The organism is Litorimonas sp. WD9-15 (assembly GCF_050271975.1).
GTDB lineage: Bacteria > Pseudomonadota > Alphaproteobacteria > Caulobacterales > Maricaulaceae > Litorimonas.
This window is the reverse complement of the sequence record NZ_CP189850.1, coordinates 812,788-828,090: the sequence shown is the minus strand read 5'-3', so window position 1 is coordinate 828,090 and position 15,303 is coordinate 812,788. Positions and strand designations below refer to the sequence as shown.

Sequence of the window (15,303 nt, the reverse complement as noted above, 5' to 3'; positions counted from 1 at the left end):
TTGGGTTTGTGGTGAATTTTACGTTAACGGGGACGCATGACCCAAACTCTCAAACTCGCCCTTCCTCAACTCGCCCCCATATGGCTCTCCCGCGACGCAGGATTGGCACAAGTTATTGAAACAATCCAAACCGCCGCAAAGGAAAAGGCGGAGTTGATTGCCTTCTCGGAGAGTTTCGTGCCTGGCTATCCCTTCTGGCTCGACGGAACGGGCGGTGCGCAATTTAATAATGACCGTCAAAAACAAATTTTCGCGCATTATGCCGATCAAGCCGTCACGATTGAGGCCGGGCATTTGGATGACGTCTGCGCGGCCCTTCAAGACGCGAATATGGCCTGCTATCTAGGCATTATTGAACGACCGGAAGACCGTAGCGGGCATTCACTCTATTGTTCCTATGTCTATATTGATGCGACGGGTCTGGTTCAGTCGGTCCACCGAAAGTTACAGCCGACCTATGAAGAACGGCTCGTCTGGTCCCCCGGTGATGGACATGGATTAGTAACGCATAAATTGGGCGGTTTCACGGTCGGTGGATTAAACTGCTGGGAAAATTGGATGCCGTTGGCGCGGGCGGCGCTATATGCGCAGGGCGAGGATTTACATGTCATGGGCTGGCCCGGAAGCGACCGAAACACAGAAGACTTAACCCGCGTTCTGGCGAAGGAAGGCCGTAGTTATTGCGTCTCAGTTTCTGCCATTATGCGGGCGGAAGATGTCCGCGACGACACACCATTCGCAGAAGACATCAAGGCTGCTCTGGGCACGATGCCCGCAAATGGTGGGTCTTGCGTGTCTGCCCCGGATGGCACGTGGCTTTTGGAACCCGTGACAGGCGGAACAGGCATTCGGTATTGCGACTTGGACCCAGCTTTTGTCCGGCGAGAGCGCCAAAATTTTGATCCGGCTGGACATTATTCCCGCCCCGATGTGACGCAGCTCACGGTGGATCGTCGGCGTCAGACGACGGTCATCTTTAAAGATTAATCTTCCAACGCGCCCTGCGGTCCTGTGCCGCTAACTGTCTGGTCCAGCGCGTCGAGTTTCTGGATAAGACCCGTCTCAAGCGCATTTAGTTTTTCGACGCGAACATTATCTAACGCCTCTGCGATGTCCCAAGATGTATTGGCGGAAAAATGCATCCAATTTTCGCCTTGGTGAGGTTCCCAATTCGGTAAATTGCCCCCATTTGGATCGCCGGATTTTGCAAAATTTGTCCAAGCGGACACCATCATCTCTGTGAGCGCTTTATCATCTTCCGTCAGCCCTAAAATGGGTTCAGAACTGTCAAAGACAAAGGGAATTTCCGCCGCATGAAAAGCGCCCAAAGTTTGCTTGTCAGAGGGCGGAACGCGGGAGAAGAAATAGGCATAACTTGGCGCACCCATTGCTTCATTAGCTTGTGCCGCGAACCGAACATTTACGCCAAAAATCTCGTCGCCCATCATCTGGGTTCCACCCGTTATGAAATCGTTCTCGAGATCATAAAGCTCTGCAATCAGCTCCCCCCGACCGGGATAATGTTGATTTAATGCGGCCAGCATTTCAGCCCCGTCACGTGGCATATCAGGCTCCCAAACGGACGGTTGCGGATCATCGGGGAAGAACAAAGTCCCCTCATCCGAATTATATCCCGTGAGGAACGGCACAGCATTCATCTCGCCATCACGAAAGGCTTGTCCAACATTTTTCGGAAAGACATAGCCGTCGCGAATATGATGAAACGCTTCATCTGCCTTTTCCGGCAGGTTCGCCATAATTTCTGCCGCTGGAACTGCGCGAAGGTCTGCCGCCGTCGGCTCAGTCAGGCCGACACTTTCCGCAACCTGCTTACCCATGGAATAGCCGCTCGGCCAACCGACACCGTCACCGTCCATTTGTCCCAAATGATAGGTCGACGCGCCGCTCTGTGCGATGGCTTTGTGAAACAGGCCCTTTGCGAGGGGGCTGGCCATCATTTCCGTCACAGACCACGCGCCCGCACTCTCGCCAAAGATCGTGACATTATCGGGGTCACCACCATAGGCCGCGATATTGTCCTGCACCCATTTCAGGGCCGCGATTTGGTCCAATGCACCGTAATTGCCGGACACGCCATTCGGGTCATCCGCAGAGAGCGCCGGATGCGCCATGTAGCCGAACGCACCGAGACGGTAATTAATTGTCACCAGGACGACATCTTTTTCGACGAGGCCGTTAGACTGGTAATATGCAAAATCACTGGACCCGAATTGATGTCCTCCGCCGTGAATCCAGACCATGACAGGCTGTTGCGTGTCACCATTCAAATTTCCGGTGCGTACATTGAGATAAAGGCAATCCTCACTCATTGGGCCCGGTTTTTGCGCTTTGACCGCCTGTTTTATGAGAAAGTTTTTCGTCGCGCTCAGCCCGTGGCCCTCAATGAGGCGGTTAAAAAATCCACCTTCAACACCCTCGGGCTGCATGCAGCGATTACCGAATGTGTCCGCAATCCTTGTTTCCTTCCAACGGGGTGCGGGCGCAGGGGCGGTCCAGCGAAGATTACCCACGGGTGCAGCCGCAAAAGGAAGGCCTTTGAAATTGAAAACATCCGCAGATGCCGTCGTAACACCTTGGACGGGGCCTTGCGGTGTTGAAATCAGCGCTTCTGCCGCGATGTCTTCATCAACGCTGCCGCAGCCAACCAAGACTAGACCTGCAACTGTCATCGTGAAAAGGCGCATATCTTTTTCCTTGTTTTAGCGTTCATACGAATGAAAGCGCAGTCAGTGCAAGTTTCACCCTTTGCCACCCGACATATGATTGTGTAGGGCGCACGCCGTGTCTCAAACATTTCCGCATATCGTAATTCTGGGTGCAGGTCTTATCGGGCTCTGCACGGCAGATCATCTCTTGGCAAAAGGCGCAAAAGTTACTGTTATCGACGCTCGTTCCGGTCCGTGCGAAGGTACCAGCTTTTCCAATTCCGGCATGATCCACCCAAGCCAGGCCTGTAGCTGGGCCAAGGATGACGCGCATGCCAATTTCGACGCTGCTGCTGCGCGTGTTACAGCGGATTTAGGGAAACGCTCCGCCGTCCTCCTCAAAACCCGAATGCGGGAATTGGGGTTGCCGGACCGCCCCTCAGGCTGCGTTCAAATTTATCCAAGTGTCGAATCGGCACGAACAGCCCAAACAGGGTTTAATGTCATCGGGATACACGCGGATATTCTGATTGATCCCATCGAGACATTCAACCAACCCGCCTGCGCTTTTCCGGATGATCTGTCCGGCAATGCAAAAGATTTCGGATGCGCCTTGGCCGCAGACCTGACAGCGCGGGGTGTGACCTCTCTCTACAATACAGATAATTTTGCTGTGCGAAGACAGGAAGACGGCATCTTTAAAATCATGGCGGGGGAGGCCCGTCTGGATTGTGATCAGCTGATTATTGCCGCAGGTATTCAAACGCCGGCAGTTCTCAAAAGATTGGATGTGCGGATGACACTCGATCCGGTCTCAGGCGTTGCAGTCAATTTTACATTGCCTCACGATAAAATAGACTTACCTAGTCGTCCCGTCATGGACGCTGCGTCGCGAACCGCCCTGACCGTTTTTGATAACCATGTTCGGATCAGTGGTGGCTGGAATGTGTCAGACCCAAAGAGTATCCTTGCAAGATGGCAGGAAATCTCGCCGGAGCTCATGGCGCGTCTCGGCGCGCCTCTCTCAACGTGGCATGCGCAACGCCCCGTATCACCCGTCGGGCGCCCTTATATCTCGTCGACCTCAATTCCCGGCCTCTGGGTCAATACGGGTCATGGGCATATGGGCTGGACCCTCTGCGCGGGATCAGGTGAATTATTGGCAAATATGATCGTGGACGGCGTCAGTGATAAACGCTTCACATTCGCCGGCTAGGCAATGATATCGGGTGTGAGCTGATTTTCGAGAAAAGCGATCTTGTCCTTCATCGACAATTTTATTTTCTTCATCCGCTTGATTTTCAGCATATCCGTGACGCCCGTCTCGAACGACGCCTTGATCTCATTATCGATTGCGCGATGCTCAGCGCGTAACTTGGTGAGCAAAATAAGAAGCTCTTCGTCCGACAAGTCATCAGAGTTGGCTTCATCGTGTGTTTCGGGCGGCGTTTCATCCATGGTCGCCTCTTTAACCGCCTGTGTAAGGCGGCGCAAAACGTTTCTATGATTTACCTGGAAGCACAGATTTGAGGCGGGAAATATGAAAAAGCGGAAATTTTCACGCTTGGTTAGGACTCCGGTAAGATTTTATGTTAGGAGGAAGATATCATTTTAAGGAGAGATCTATGGCAGTATCGGCACATTTGGAAACCTTGCACACAAAACACACGAGCCTGGAAGAGAAAATCCAGGCAGAACTCCGAAGTCCGATGCCGGATCAGCTCCGCGTCTCTCAACTCAAAAAAGAAAAACTCCAGATTAAAGATACGATCAGCCAATTTGCTGATGCACGATAAGCGGCAGTTGAAGCCGTTCGTCACAGGCCGTATCAGGCCGTAAGATCAGCCCCCGGCACTGTCGGGGGTTTTTTAGTTTTATGAGGTACCATTATGTCTGACCGCGTTTTTATCGTGACCGGGGCCGCCCGCGGGATTGGCTTTGCTTGCGCCCAACGCCTCATCAGTGATGGCCACCGCGTTGTTCTTGCTGACCGCGATACAGATGCAGGCTATCAAGCCGGGAAAGATCTCGCAGCTGGCTCAGACCGCGCAATATTTGTGGAGTGTGATGTCGCCGACCCGCTCTCCGTCCACAACCTCATCGCAGAGACACTGGGTGCCTATGATCGGATTGACGGCTTGATCAATAATGCGGGCATCGCAGTCAAAGGCGGGGCACTGGATATGGCGATTGAAGATTTCGACAGAAACCTTGCCGTCAACCTGAGGGGAGCCTTCCTGATGTCCAAAGCCGTCGCCAAATATATGGTCAGCGAAATTGAGGAGCGCGCGGACCGGTCCCGTCTAACAGAACGTCCCTATGCCATCGTCAATATGTCCTCAATCAACGATACGGTCGCCATCCCGGACTACCTCGCTTATACAATTTCCAAAGGGGGATTGCATCAGATGACCCGCGCGATGGCGCTTGAACTCGCGCCCTATGGCATCCGCGTCAACGGCATAGGTCCGGGGTCGATTAAGACAGATATGCTCGCCAGTGTCGTCAATGATGCGGACGCGATGAAGAAAATCAAGCAACGCACACCGCTTGGTCGTCCGGGCCTGCCCGATGAAATCGCCTCAGTCGCAGCCTTTCTCCTCTCGGAAGAAAGTAGCTATATTACCGGCCAGCACATCTATGCTGATGGCGGGAGATTAGCTTTAAATTATATGATAGATGTCGAGGACTAGTTGAAAACGACAACCGTGAGCAAGATTGAAAGAAAGATTAGCCTTATGTTGAAACTCATGCCTGTTATGGCGGCCCTCATGCTGGCTCCGGTTTTCCTCTCGGGCTGCGCGACAGCCGCCTATGAAGTCCAAGAACGGTTTGGAATTGAGAAACGCGATATTCTGGTCGACCGCGTCAAAGGGGTGGCAAAGTCGCAAATTGAGGCCAAAGAGGAATTTGCCGACGCGCTGGAAGCCTTTCGCGCCGTCGTTGCAGTCGATGCGGGTGAGTTAGAAGATGTCTATGACGACCTCAGCCGGGCCTATGACCGGGCAGATGATCAAGCGAATGAAGTCAGATCCCGCGTGAAATCCGTCAAACGTGTATCGCGGGATTTGTTCAAAGAATGGGAAGCGGAATTAAGCGAATATTCCGACGCCGGATTACGCCGCGCCTCGGAAAGGCAGCTTCGTGAAACGGAACGTCGCTATGAAGTGCTCGTCGATAAAATGGACGACGCGACTGGATCGATGGATCCTGTACTCTCCGTGTTCAAAGACCGCGTCCTCTATCTGAAACACAATCTCAACGCCCGTGCTATCGCCGCGCTGAATGCGGAGACAGCAGACCTCGAAGATGACGTCGCCCGTCTCATCGCGGAAATGGAGCAATCAATTTCAGCGGCGGACGCCTTTATCGCTGAGATGGACGGGTCCGTTTAGTCCAAACCATTTCAGATTTTACAGCATCATATCCTTCGTCAAAACCCGGTCCATATCTCCGTCCACATTGGCGAGAACGAGCGGGTCCATCACGCGGCGGAAGAGTGGCGGACAATAGGCCAGCAAAAACATGAACCCATAGCCATGCGGCAATTGCGGTGCATCGGGAAAGGTCCGCAAATTCTGATAATGGCGCGCGGGATTGGCGTGGTGATCGGAATGACGCGCCAAATTAAATGTTAGCAGGTTCGTCACGATCTTATTGCAATTCCAGCTATGTTCCGGACGGGCGGGAAGGTATTTCCCGTCGGGGCGTTGATCCCGCAATAATCCGTAATGTGCGATATAGTTTTGCTGTGACAGGCCCGTCACAGAAAACGCCCACGCGATGAGCATATAGGGCAGCACGACCAAGCCGAAAATCATGAGCATGGTGGTCCAGACGGCGAGGCCCAACAGAGTCGCCAGCACGACTTCGTTCTTGATAGAAAAGCGTGAATAGCCCTTGCGGTCCGCGCGCTTGCTCTCAATCGCCCAGGCCCGTTTCCACGCGCCCGGAATTTCGCGGCCGATAAAGTGCCAGAAACTCTCGCCAAAATAACTCGTGGCCGAATCTTTCGGCGTGGCGACATGGGAATGATGCCCGACATTATGTTCTATCCGGAAATGCCCGTAAAAGCTTGGCGCGAGCATGAGCAGGGCAATCCATTTACTCGTGCGGTCAGTTTTATGCCCGACCTCATGACCGGAATTAATCGCGAAGCCGAGACCGAGCCCGTGGCTGACCCCAAGGCCGATGAGCGTCAAAATACCGGGCGATTGAGTCGCGACATACCACGCCCCCAACCCCCATGTGAGATAGATAATCGGCAGCAAGCCGTGGACCATATAGCGGTAGAAGGGCGACATGGCAGCTTCCGCATCCATCTGCCCGAGAATATCTGTGTGATCGTCCCCGACTATAGTCTCGATGACAGGAATGACGAGATAGACGAGCGCAACTGGCAACCAGACCCACGCGGCCTGCCCCGTCGCAAGCGCAACGAGTGTACCGAGCAGCGGAAAGAGCGGATAGGTCAGCGAAATCAGCCAGAGATGCCGCTTTCGCGCCGGATATTCCGCAAATTTGGGGTCTAGAAATGCCATATGCTGTCCTCTTGACCCTGAAATGCACACTAGTGATAGATTTGTCAATAAGAAGATTTCATTGCGCTCTGCCTTGCACATTCTAATGATGTGCGCATGGAAGATGCCAAGCGCTCAGATATGAAGGCGATGCCCGCGAAACCGCGCAAACGGCTGAGTCCGGATGCGCGGCGGCGGCAATTACGCGATGTTGCCATGAAAGCCTTTGCCGCGGCCGGTATAGAGCGCGCGGTCCATGCGGATGTCGCCGCCTTGGCGGGTGTTTCGACACCGACAGTTTTCAAATATTTTCCGACACGGGACGCCCTTGTCGATGATGTTCTCGACAGGGTCGAGGTGACGATTACAGATCTCATCACCCAAATCCCCGTTCAATCCCAATTAAGTGTGGCGGATATGCTGTACCGCTTTGCCAGCGGCCTCGATGTTTTATGCCTGACCGAACCGGATTTGATGAAAGTCGCGCTGGCTTGGTCCGTGGCCTTCTCCTCCGTCAGGGAACGGTACATTACGTTTCAAGAACAGCAGCTGGATATGTTGCAGGCAAGGCTGGGACAGTCGGAACATGACCGGTCCGATGCGCGCATTCTGATGGGGGTTGCCTTGCTCTATACCCGCATGCATTTTGACGGAACGTCAGATGATGTGAGACGTCGATACGTTGACCGATTGACGGAACTTTGGGCGGCCTCGCCGGACGGCTAAGTGAGTGTAAATAGATTACTCTACCAGCCGTGCACCGTCTTCGGCGCGCGGCAGAAGTGGCGGAATCCCAGCCGTCTTGTGATCAACATCAACGACCATGGTTGCGCCTGCCTGACCATCAATATGTAACGTGTCGGCGATGAAACTCGTGGCAGGAGCCATAGAACCGACAGATGTACCTTCACCCCGAATTTCGAGCTTTTGCGTTGGTAAGTATATCGTGCCGAGAACACTCAATGAGCCGCCACCTGATACGAGGCTTTGTTGTTGAACAGATAAACGGTTTCCGGGTGCTGTTTTATCAACGGCTTCCATAACGGCAAGACCTTTGCGGGCACCGCTATTGCGGGCTTTCAATTCAACTTGAGCCTGGCTCTGAATGTTAAGGACAGCGCCCTCCCCCGCGAGGATGAAGGTCACATCCTTCGCGACCGCCTCTGCGCCGTTAATAAAGCTCAGGGGTCCGTCTTTGATAATATATTCACCGGGTAGAAAATCGACATCAATGCCGTCCACGGTCAGTCCGCCACAAAATGTACCCGGCCTAATATCAACGAAACTGCCCGTCAGGTTTTGCGACACTTCGATCACGCGGTTTGCGTCTTGATCAAAAAGAGGAGTCGTCCCTGATGTTACGAAATCCTCTACCGCCGCCCGAAGTGACCCTGTCTGTTCGAAAACATCGTAAGCTGATGACAGCCTCAGTCGAAACAACTCACGTGCATCCAGTGTTGAGAGTTGAGCTGTGTCCTTTAAAATAACCAGATCCCGCAAGGGCACGACGCAGGTATCAGGAATTGTGGGCAAAGCGGTCGACTCATAAGGATCGTCAATCGCCTTACATTCCCCTTTTACGTAGGGATCGAAATCCCCATAGGCACCGCCCACCGTGCAGAATGATTTCGCAACGGGCGGAAGAGAGGCCACGGAAACGATAGCGCTGGAACTGCTGGAGTTGGATTGAACAGAACAGGACGGTGAGGAATATTTTATACCGCCATTAAAAGAAATAGATTGTGCCGAAGTCTGATTCAAAGCCATTAGGCAAATCGTATTTTCCGTTGAAATAACAGCGGAACTGCGGGCTTTCACAAGCGGGTCTTTTATACCGATGAGTTGTCCGAATGAGAGATCAATTGATCCATCGGCCAACAAGGTGACTTGGTTTTCTGCAACAGTTGGAAAAAGCTCCAGTGTGACGCCACCCTTATAATTCGACTGGAAATGCGTTTCAGCATATGCCCCCTTATCGCTTAACGGGATAGCATTATTATTTACCGCCGCGATGACAGCGGCATCCAAAGCTCCATTAATCGCACCCTTTTCACGGACGACATTTGTGTAATCAACAGAGGCTGACGTGATTGCGAGCAAAGGGACAGCCATCATCGCAAAGAACATGGCGACTTGACCGTTTTCATCTTGCTCATAAGCAGACGTATTTTTCAAAAAATTTCGCATGAGGCGCACGGCTTAATAGCCAAATTTTTACGAAGCGGTAATATTCTATATGAATCAAACGTAAATGCGCGGCTTACGTGTGACTGGGTCAATTAATCCTTAACAGATCACCCTTTATCTGCCGTGACTTGAACGTCGATTTCAACAGCTTTTGAAACCCACTCATCTGTATCCCAAGGCGCGGCACCGACACCCCAAGCCGTCCGATCAAGCGTCGCCTGACCCGTCATGACGGCGCGGTCGCCATCCAGTGCTAAGTTGAAAAAGAGCTCAACAGGTAGCGTTGCTCCTTTTAGGGTCAGCGTGCCTTTAGCCTCATAGCCATCGCCAACGCTCACAATTTCAGTTGCCTCATAAATGGCTGTTGGGAAAGCCTTTGTTGAAAACCAAACTTTGCCCGGTAGAGTCGAGTTGCGATCTTTTGATCCGGCATCGACGCTTTTTAAGGGTATCTCGATACGAACATAACTGCCACCCAGCGCATCCGGGTCAAAATTTATGACGCCGGAAAACTCGCCGAAGCTTCCTGTAAAAGCGTCGCCTTCCTGTGCTGCCGTGAATTGAATAAAAGAATCCTCCGCCACAATATTCCAACTGGAAGCGCTCGCCGCACTGGCAGGCGCGGGCACATCCGCCGGAGCTTCGGCTGAACTGGCATTTCCGCAAGCGCCCAGCGACGCAGCGATGAGGAAGCCGGCAGATAAACGAAGTGATTTTGTAAAGGTCATGGTTTCTCTACGCATGGTAAGAGCTGTTTGTGCAAATGAATTTTCCGCGAGATGTAGAATCCTGTTCAATATTTAGGCTTCATAGCATGAAATGCAGTTGATAGGGGTAATTCGACGCCGTTTAACACAAGGTCTGCTATGTCATCGCCCTATATCGCCACACCCGGTCAATTGTTTGATCTCTCCATCTGTCCGACACGGGTAGATGTGTATAAGGATAAGGACACTGCGAAAGAGGCGATCAAGGACCACGCCAAGGCCATCGCACCGCTCGCGCATAAGCTTTACGGCGAGGCGGACCGGAAGCTTCTCATCGTATTGCAGGGTATGGATACATCTGGTAAGGACGGCACGACGGAAGCCATTTTCCACCGTACGCCGCCTCTGAATGTCAAAGTCGCAGGGTTCAAAGCGCCGACGAAAACAGAACTCGCACATGATTATCTCTGGCGCGTGCATCAAGTCGTTCCGGGGGCGGGTCAGATCACCGTTTTTAACCGCAGCCATTATGAAGACGTCCTCGTCGTCAAGGTGAAGAATTATGCCAGCCCCGAGACGATTGAGCAGCGCTATGCCCAGATCAATGATTTCGAGCGGCTGCTGGTGGAGAGCGGGACGACCATCCTGAAATTCATGCTACATATTTCGCATGAGACACAGGGCGAGCGCCTGCGCGACCGTTTGGTGCAACCGCATAAACGGTGGAAGTTTAATCCCGGCGATCTGGAGGACCGCGCGCTCTGGCCGGACTTTATGAACGCCTATGAGACGATGGTTCAGAAGACGTCCACAGAGCATGCGCCGTGGCACATTATTCCGTCTGATAGCCGCTCGACACGCGGCGCGATTATTTCCGGTATTGTGAAGGACACGCTGGAGAAGATGAACCCGCAATATCCTGATCCGGGATATCGACCGGATGATTTCCAGATTGACTGAGGCGGCGGAGACGGTTGATTTCGTTTTAGCCGACGGGGATGTTTATGGCCCGACCCGGCCGTATGATAAAAAGACTCGGTGGTTCTGGCGAGTTTTTAAAGTCCTGTTCTGGATTGTCCTCATCCTCCATCTCTATGCAGTGGCGTTGCGCTTCTTACCCGTACCGACGACAATCCTGATGACGCAACGCGCCTTGGCGGGTGAAGATATCCGTCGGGATTGGACGCGATTGGAAGATATATCCCCGCACCTCCCTCGCGCAGTTATGGGCGGCGAAGACTCCCGCTTTTGCGATCATCGCGGCGTGGATTTCGAGGCGATCACCCAAGCCTTGGAAGATAATGCAGAAGGCGGGCGACGTCGCGGCGGATCGACAATCACGCAACAAACGGCCAAGAATGTCTTTCTCTGGAATGGCGGCGGCTATGTCCGCAAGGCGGCAGAAGCTTACTATGCGCTGATGGTAAATGTCGTGTGGGGTAAGCGGCGGACGATGGAGATTTATCTAAACGTCGCAGAATGGGGCGACGGGATTTTCGGCGCCGAAGCCGCGGCGCAAGCCCGTTTCGAGAAACCCGCCACAGACCTGACCAAACGCGAAGCCGCCCTGCTCGCCGCCGTGTTGCCAAGCCCGAATAAATGGCGCGTCGACCCGCCCGGCGACTATGTAAGCGGACGTGCAGGAACGTTGATGCAACGTGCGGAGGTCATCCGCACGAGTGGATATGATAGCTGTCTAAAGCTGGATTAGAGAACGGCCAAAATCGCATCGGCTAGACGCGGTATGTTCTCGCTATTCGCGCCCGCGATATTAATCCGACCACTATCCGTCATATAGATGGAATAGTCCGAGCGAAGTTTTTGCGCTTGCGCGACGGAGAGCGGGAGCGTCGAGAACATGCCGTTTTGATCCTTGACCGCTGCAGCAATTGTCTCTCCGCCCTGCACATCCAGAGCCTCAGATAATTGTCGACGCAAATCGCGCATGCGCTCTCGCATCTCTGTCAGCTCCTCTATCCAGACTTTACGTAGGTCCGCATCTGCCAAAATATTGGACACAAGCCGTGCGCCGTGATCGGGTGGCATGGAGATGATTTTGCGCTGCGTTGCGCCAAGTTGCGAACGGGCAATGTCCGCCGTCGCCTCATCCTTACAGACAATCGCGACGAGACCGACACGTTCTTTGTAAAGAGCGAAGTTCTTCGAACAAGAGGCCGCGATCACGACTTCCGGACAAATTTCGACGACCTTGCGCAGGCCATATGTGTCCTCCGCCATACCGCGCCCCAACCCGAAATAGGCAAGATCAACAAATGGTGTGAGCTGTTTTGCCAGCATGAAGTCCGCGACACGGTCCCACTCTGCCTCGGACAGGTCCGCGCCCGTCGGATTGTGACAACAACCATGTAGGAGCACGACATCGCCTGGTTTGGCCTTTTTTTCCAGATGCGCCAGCATATCCTCAAAATCCACGCCCAGCGTCTCGCGGTTATAATAAGGATATTTCTCCATCTTCAATCCGGCGGAACTAATGAGGGGAATGTGGTTCGCCCAAGTCGGGGTGGAGACCCAGACGGTCGCATCGGGCGCAGCGGATTTGATAATCTCCGCGCCGAGGCGTAGCGCCCCTGAACCGCCTGCGGCTTGCGAACTGGCCGTTCGGTTCAACAAAGCGGAGTCAATTTTTCCATCTTCACCGCCCAGCATCATATCCAACATCCCGTGACGGAAGCCTTCATAGCCGCGAATGCCGACATAGGATTTCGTCGTCTCAGATTCCCAAAGCTGTTTTTCGGCCAGTTTGACGGCTTTCATAATCGTCGTCTCGCCCGAGTCGTCCTTATAAACACCGACACCAAGGTCGATTTTATCGGGGTTCGGATCGGCCTTGGCCTGTTGCATCAGGGCGATGATGGCGTCGGGTGCACGGGGGACGAGATATTCAAACATGATGAAAGTGTGTTCCATATTGCGGTTAGGTCGCACCGATAGCGGGTTTGACTGCACTCGGCTAGCGTTGAGACGTGTTCAGACGAAATTTTCCGTTGCCTTATGCGCGGTGAGGCGGAAGAAGGCGGCTAGAACAAATTTCGCCCCCGACGGGGCAAGGGGAATATGATGGAATTTTTCAATAAAGCCATGCAGGTGCTCAACAGCATTGTCTGGGGATGGCCAATGATGGGTCTTTTATTGGGCGTTGGATTTTTTCTAACCGTTGGTCTCCGTTTCATTTCTTTGACGAAAATAGGTTACGGCTTCCGTCAGCTCTTCAAGAAGAGAACGGGCGAAGCCGAGGAAGGTGATGTCTCACCTTTTGCCGCACTCATGACGGCCCTGTCGTCGACGGTCGGAACAGGCAACATTGCAGGCGTGGCTGCCGCGATTGCCATCGGTGGACCGGGTGCCGTGTTCTGGATGTGGGTTACGGCCATTCTAGGTACGGCCACTAAATTCGGCGAAGGTGTACTAGCAGTACGTTACCGCGAGATAGATGCCAACGGTAACCGCGTGGGCGGACCCATGTATTATATCAAAAACGGTCTTGGTCCGAAATGGAAATGGCTGGCTGTGGCTTTTGCCCTTTTCGGTATCATCGGCTCACTCTCAACAGGGAATGCAGTGCAAGCTAACTCCATCGGTGATGCTCTTGTATCGGATGTGACGGGTTATGGTTTTGATGCCCGTATTGTGGCTCTGGTTCTGTCCGCGCTTGTCGCATCTGTAGTCTTTGGTGGAATCAAAAGGATTGGCGCAATTGCTTCCAAACTCGTGCCTTTCATGGCTGTACTCTATTTATCTGCGGCACTACTTGTTATTGCATTAAATTTCAGCGCAATTCCCGCTGCCTTTGGTCTCATTTTTGAATATGCCTTCGGTTTACAAAGCGCGGGGACAGGTGTCGCAATCGGCCTCATGATGTTGGCGATGCAAAAAGGTGTGGCGCGTGGTCTTTTCTCGAACGAGGCCGGACAAGGTTCCGCGCCCATTGCCCATGCGGCAGCGCAGAATAATGATCCCGTCAATCAGGGAATTATCGCCATGTTGGGAACAATTATTGATACACTGATCATTTGTACGATCACCGCCTTGGTCATTCTGACCTCAGGAGTTGTGGCAGATAGTTGTCTCGCTAATCCAGCAATCCTCGATATGCTGAAAGACGGGAATACGCCCTCCGGCTGCGAGACAGGTGTTCCTCTCACGGCCTCCGCATTTGAAGCAACTCTCTCGGGATTCGGCAATCACATCGTCAATATCTGTTTAGCAATTTTCGCCTTCACAACGATTATCGGTTGGTCCTATTATGGCGAGAGGTGTACAGCATTTATCTTTAAAGAGCGCTCCATCCCAGTGTTTAGATGTGTTTGGGTTCTGGCCGTCTTTGCGTCGACATTCGCACTGCATTTTGAAACGGAAGGTAATGACAATCTTGTCGTCAATACGTTCTGGCTCGTGGCGGATAGTTTGACGGGTCTCATGGCTGCGCCAAACCTGATCGCGCTCATCCTGCTCTCGCCCGTCGTGTTTAAATTGGCGAAAGAATATTTCGACAAGGACAAGATCGCGAATGATGGTTTGGTCGATCAGGACGACCTCAAATAATGACGGAAGAGACTGTCCCGACAGCGGCGAAAAAAACGAGTTTCTGGCTCGATTTCGGGCCGTTGCTCATCTTCTTCGCGGCGTTTCTTTATTGGCGGCGGAACCATCCGGATGAAGCCCTGATTTGGGCGGCTGGCGTTCTGGCTATCGCGGCCACTTTCGCCTTATTGATAAGCTGGGTCCGTCACCGGACCCTGTCGCCTGTTCTCATTTTTTCGACAATCGTCATTGGCGGGTCAGCGCTGATTGCGCTTCTCACGGGGGATAAGCGCTTTATTTACATGAAGCCCACCTTCTTGAACGCCCTTTACGGCGTGGTCGTCATCGGCGGCGTGATATTTGGCAAAAATGTTATCAAGCTCCTCATGGGATCGGCCTTTGAATTACCTGATGATAAATGGAACGTCCTCGCCATCCGCTGGGCGATCTTCTTTTTCGCGATGGCCATTCTAAACGAGATCATCTGGCGGAATTTTTCAGAAGACTTTTGGGCCGGGTTTAAGGTCTTCGGATTTCTTCCATTGACGATTCTGTTTACCCTGACCCAAATCCCATTTCTGAACAAATTCGGCGAAATGAAAACGGATTAATCACAAGTTAACTCTGTTCAAACGGCTCATTTGCCAATATGTCGCAGCGATGTGAAAGCGGGACGGGCAG

Annotated in this window: 16 protein-coding genes; 10 read left to right on the top strand and 6 right to left on the bottom strand. The window is 52.9% G+C overall.

The features are described from left to right. Nucleotides 1-36: 36 nt before the first annotated feature. Complete coding sequence (locus ACP9M6_RS03950; protein ID WP_427453668.1) at nt 37-987, top strand: carbon-nitrogen hydrolase family protein; 951 nt, start codon at nt 37-39, stop codon at nt 985-987. Here ACP9M6_RS03950 and ACP9M6_RS03945 read toward each other — a convergent pair. After that, nucleotides 984-2,705, bottom strand: a complete 1,722-nt coding sequence (locus ACP9M6_RS03945) for a carboxylesterase/lipase family protein (protein WP_427453666.1) — start codon at nt 2,703-2,705, stop codon at nt 984-986. The two genes, ACP9M6_RS03950 and ACP9M6_RS03945, sit on opposite strands and share 4 nt — an antisense overlap. Nucleotides 2,706-2,802: 97 nt before the next feature. Here ACP9M6_RS03945 and ACP9M6_RS03940 point away from each other — a divergent pair, with 97 nt between their 5' ends. Beyond that, nucleotides 2,803-3,882 carry an NAD(P)/FAD-dependent oxidoreductase gene (locus ACP9M6_RS03940; protein WP_427453664.1) on the top strand — a complete coding sequence of 360 codons (1,080 nt, stop codon included), beginning with the start codon at nt 2,803-2,805 and terminating at the stop codon, nt 3,880-3,882. Here ACP9M6_RS03940 and ACP9M6_RS03935 read toward each other — a convergent pair. Then, complete coding sequence (locus ACP9M6_RS03935; RefSeq protein ID WP_427453662.1) at nt 3,879-4,160, bottom strand: YdcH family protein; 282 nt, start codon at nt 4,158-4,160, stop codon at nt 3,879-3,881. The two genes, ACP9M6_RS03940 and ACP9M6_RS03935, sit on opposite strands and share 4 nt — an antisense overlap. A 131-nt stretch (nt 4,161-4,291) precedes the next feature. Between ACP9M6_RS03935 and ACP9M6_RS03930 the strand changes: the two genes are divergently transcribed. The 3 genes from ACP9M6_RS03930 (at nt 4,292) to ACP9M6_RS03920 (ending at nt 6,061) form a co-directional block, all read left to right on the top strand. Then, nucleotides 4,292-4,462, top strand: a complete 171-nt coding sequence (locus ACP9M6_RS03930) for a YdcH family protein (RefSeq protein ID WP_427453660.1) — start codon at nt 4,292-4,294, stop codon at nt 4,460-4,462. 93 nt (nt 4,463-4,555) lie between these two features. Continuing rightward, nucleotides 4,556-5,359, top strand: a complete 804-nt coding sequence (locus tag ACP9M6_RS03925) for an SDR family NAD(P)-dependent oxidoreductase (RefSeq protein WP_427453658.1) — start codon at nt 4,556-4,558, stop codon at nt 5,357-5,359. A 45-nt stretch (nt 5,360-5,404) separates the two neighbouring features. Next, entirely contained in the window at nt 5,405-6,061 is a 657-nt protein-coding gene (locus tag ACP9M6_RS03920) for a DUF2959 family protein (RefSeq protein ID WP_427453656.1), read from the top strand. Between the two features lie 18 nt (nt 6,062-6,079). On the opposite strand, the gene ACP9M6_RS03915 is transcribed toward ACP9M6_RS03920, so the two are convergent. Beyond that, on the bottom strand, nt 6,080-7,207 hold the full coding sequence (locus ACP9M6_RS03915; RefSeq protein WP_427453654.1) for an alkane 1-monooxygenase: 1,128 nt from the start codon (nt 7,205-7,207) through the stop codon (nt 6,080-6,082). Nucleotides 7,208-7,303: 96 nt separating this feature from the next. Between ACP9M6_RS03915 and ACP9M6_RS03910 the strand changes: the two genes are divergently transcribed. Continuing rightward, nucleotides 7,304-7,912 carry a TetR/AcrR family transcriptional regulator gene (locus ACP9M6_RS03910; RefSeq protein ID WP_427453653.1) on the top strand — a complete coding sequence of 203 codons (609 nt, stop codon included), beginning with the start codon at nt 7,304-7,306 and terminating at the stop codon, nt 7,910-7,912. 15 nt (nt 7,913-7,927) lie between these two features. Here the strand turns inward: ACP9M6_RS03910 and ACP9M6_RS03905 are convergent, their stop codons facing one another. Both ACP9M6_RS03905 and ACP9M6_RS03900 read right to left on the bottom strand, forming a co-directional pair. Beyond that, a complete protein-coding gene (locus ACP9M6_RS03905; RefSeq protein WP_427453650.1) occupies nt 7,928-9,361 on the bottom strand; it encodes a TadE/TadG family type IV pilus assembly protein in 1,434 nt (477 codons plus the stop codon). 119 nt (nt 9,362-9,480) lie between these two features. Further along, complete coding sequence (locus ACP9M6_RS03900; RefSeq protein WP_427453648.1) at nt 9,481-10,101, bottom strand: YceI family protein; 621 nt, start codon at nt 10,099-10,101, stop codon at nt 9,481-9,483. A 138-nt stretch (nt 10,102-10,239) separates the two neighbouring features. Here ACP9M6_RS03900 and ACP9M6_RS03895 point away from each other — a divergent pair, with 138 nt between their 5' ends. Then, nucleotides 10,240-11,040: a PPK2 family polyphosphate kinase gene (locus tag ACP9M6_RS03895; RefSeq protein WP_427453646.1), complete on the top strand. Its 801-nt coding sequence runs from the start codon at nt 10,240-10,242 to the stop codon at nt 11,038-11,040. Further along, nucleotides 11,021-11,791, top strand: coding sequence for a monofunctional biosynthetic peptidoglycan transglycosylase (gene mtgA / locus ACP9M6_RS03890; protein ID WP_427453644.1), 771 nt, complete (start codon nt 11,021-11,023; stop codon nt 11,789-11,791). The genes ACP9M6_RS03895 and mtgA overlap by 20 nt, the downstream gene beginning before the upstream one ends. On the opposite strand, the gene ACP9M6_RS03885 is transcribed toward mtgA, so the two are convergent. Then, a complete protein-coding gene (locus ACP9M6_RS03885; protein WP_427453642.1) occupies nt 11,788-13,008 on the bottom strand; it encodes an aromatic amino acid transaminase in 1,221 nt (406 codons plus the stop codon). The genes mtgA and ACP9M6_RS03885 overlap by 4 nt on opposite strands. A gap of 147 nt (nt 13,009-13,155) precedes the next feature. Here ACP9M6_RS03885 and ACP9M6_RS03880 point away from each other — a divergent pair, with 147 nt between their 5' ends. Further along, nucleotides 13,156-14,643, top strand: coding sequence for an alanine/glycine:cation symporter family protein (locus ACP9M6_RS03880; RefSeq protein ID WP_427453640.1), 1,488 nt, complete (start codon nt 13,156-13,158; stop codon nt 14,641-14,643). Further along, nucleotides 14,643-15,233, top strand: a complete 591-nt coding sequence (locus tag ACP9M6_RS03875) for an inner membrane-spanning protein YciB (protein WP_427453638.1) — start codon at nt 14,643-14,645, stop codon at nt 15,231-15,233. The genes ACP9M6_RS03880 and ACP9M6_RS03875 overlap by 1 nt, the downstream gene beginning before the upstream one ends. The last annotated feature ends 70 nt before the right edge of the window (nt 15,234-15,303 follow it).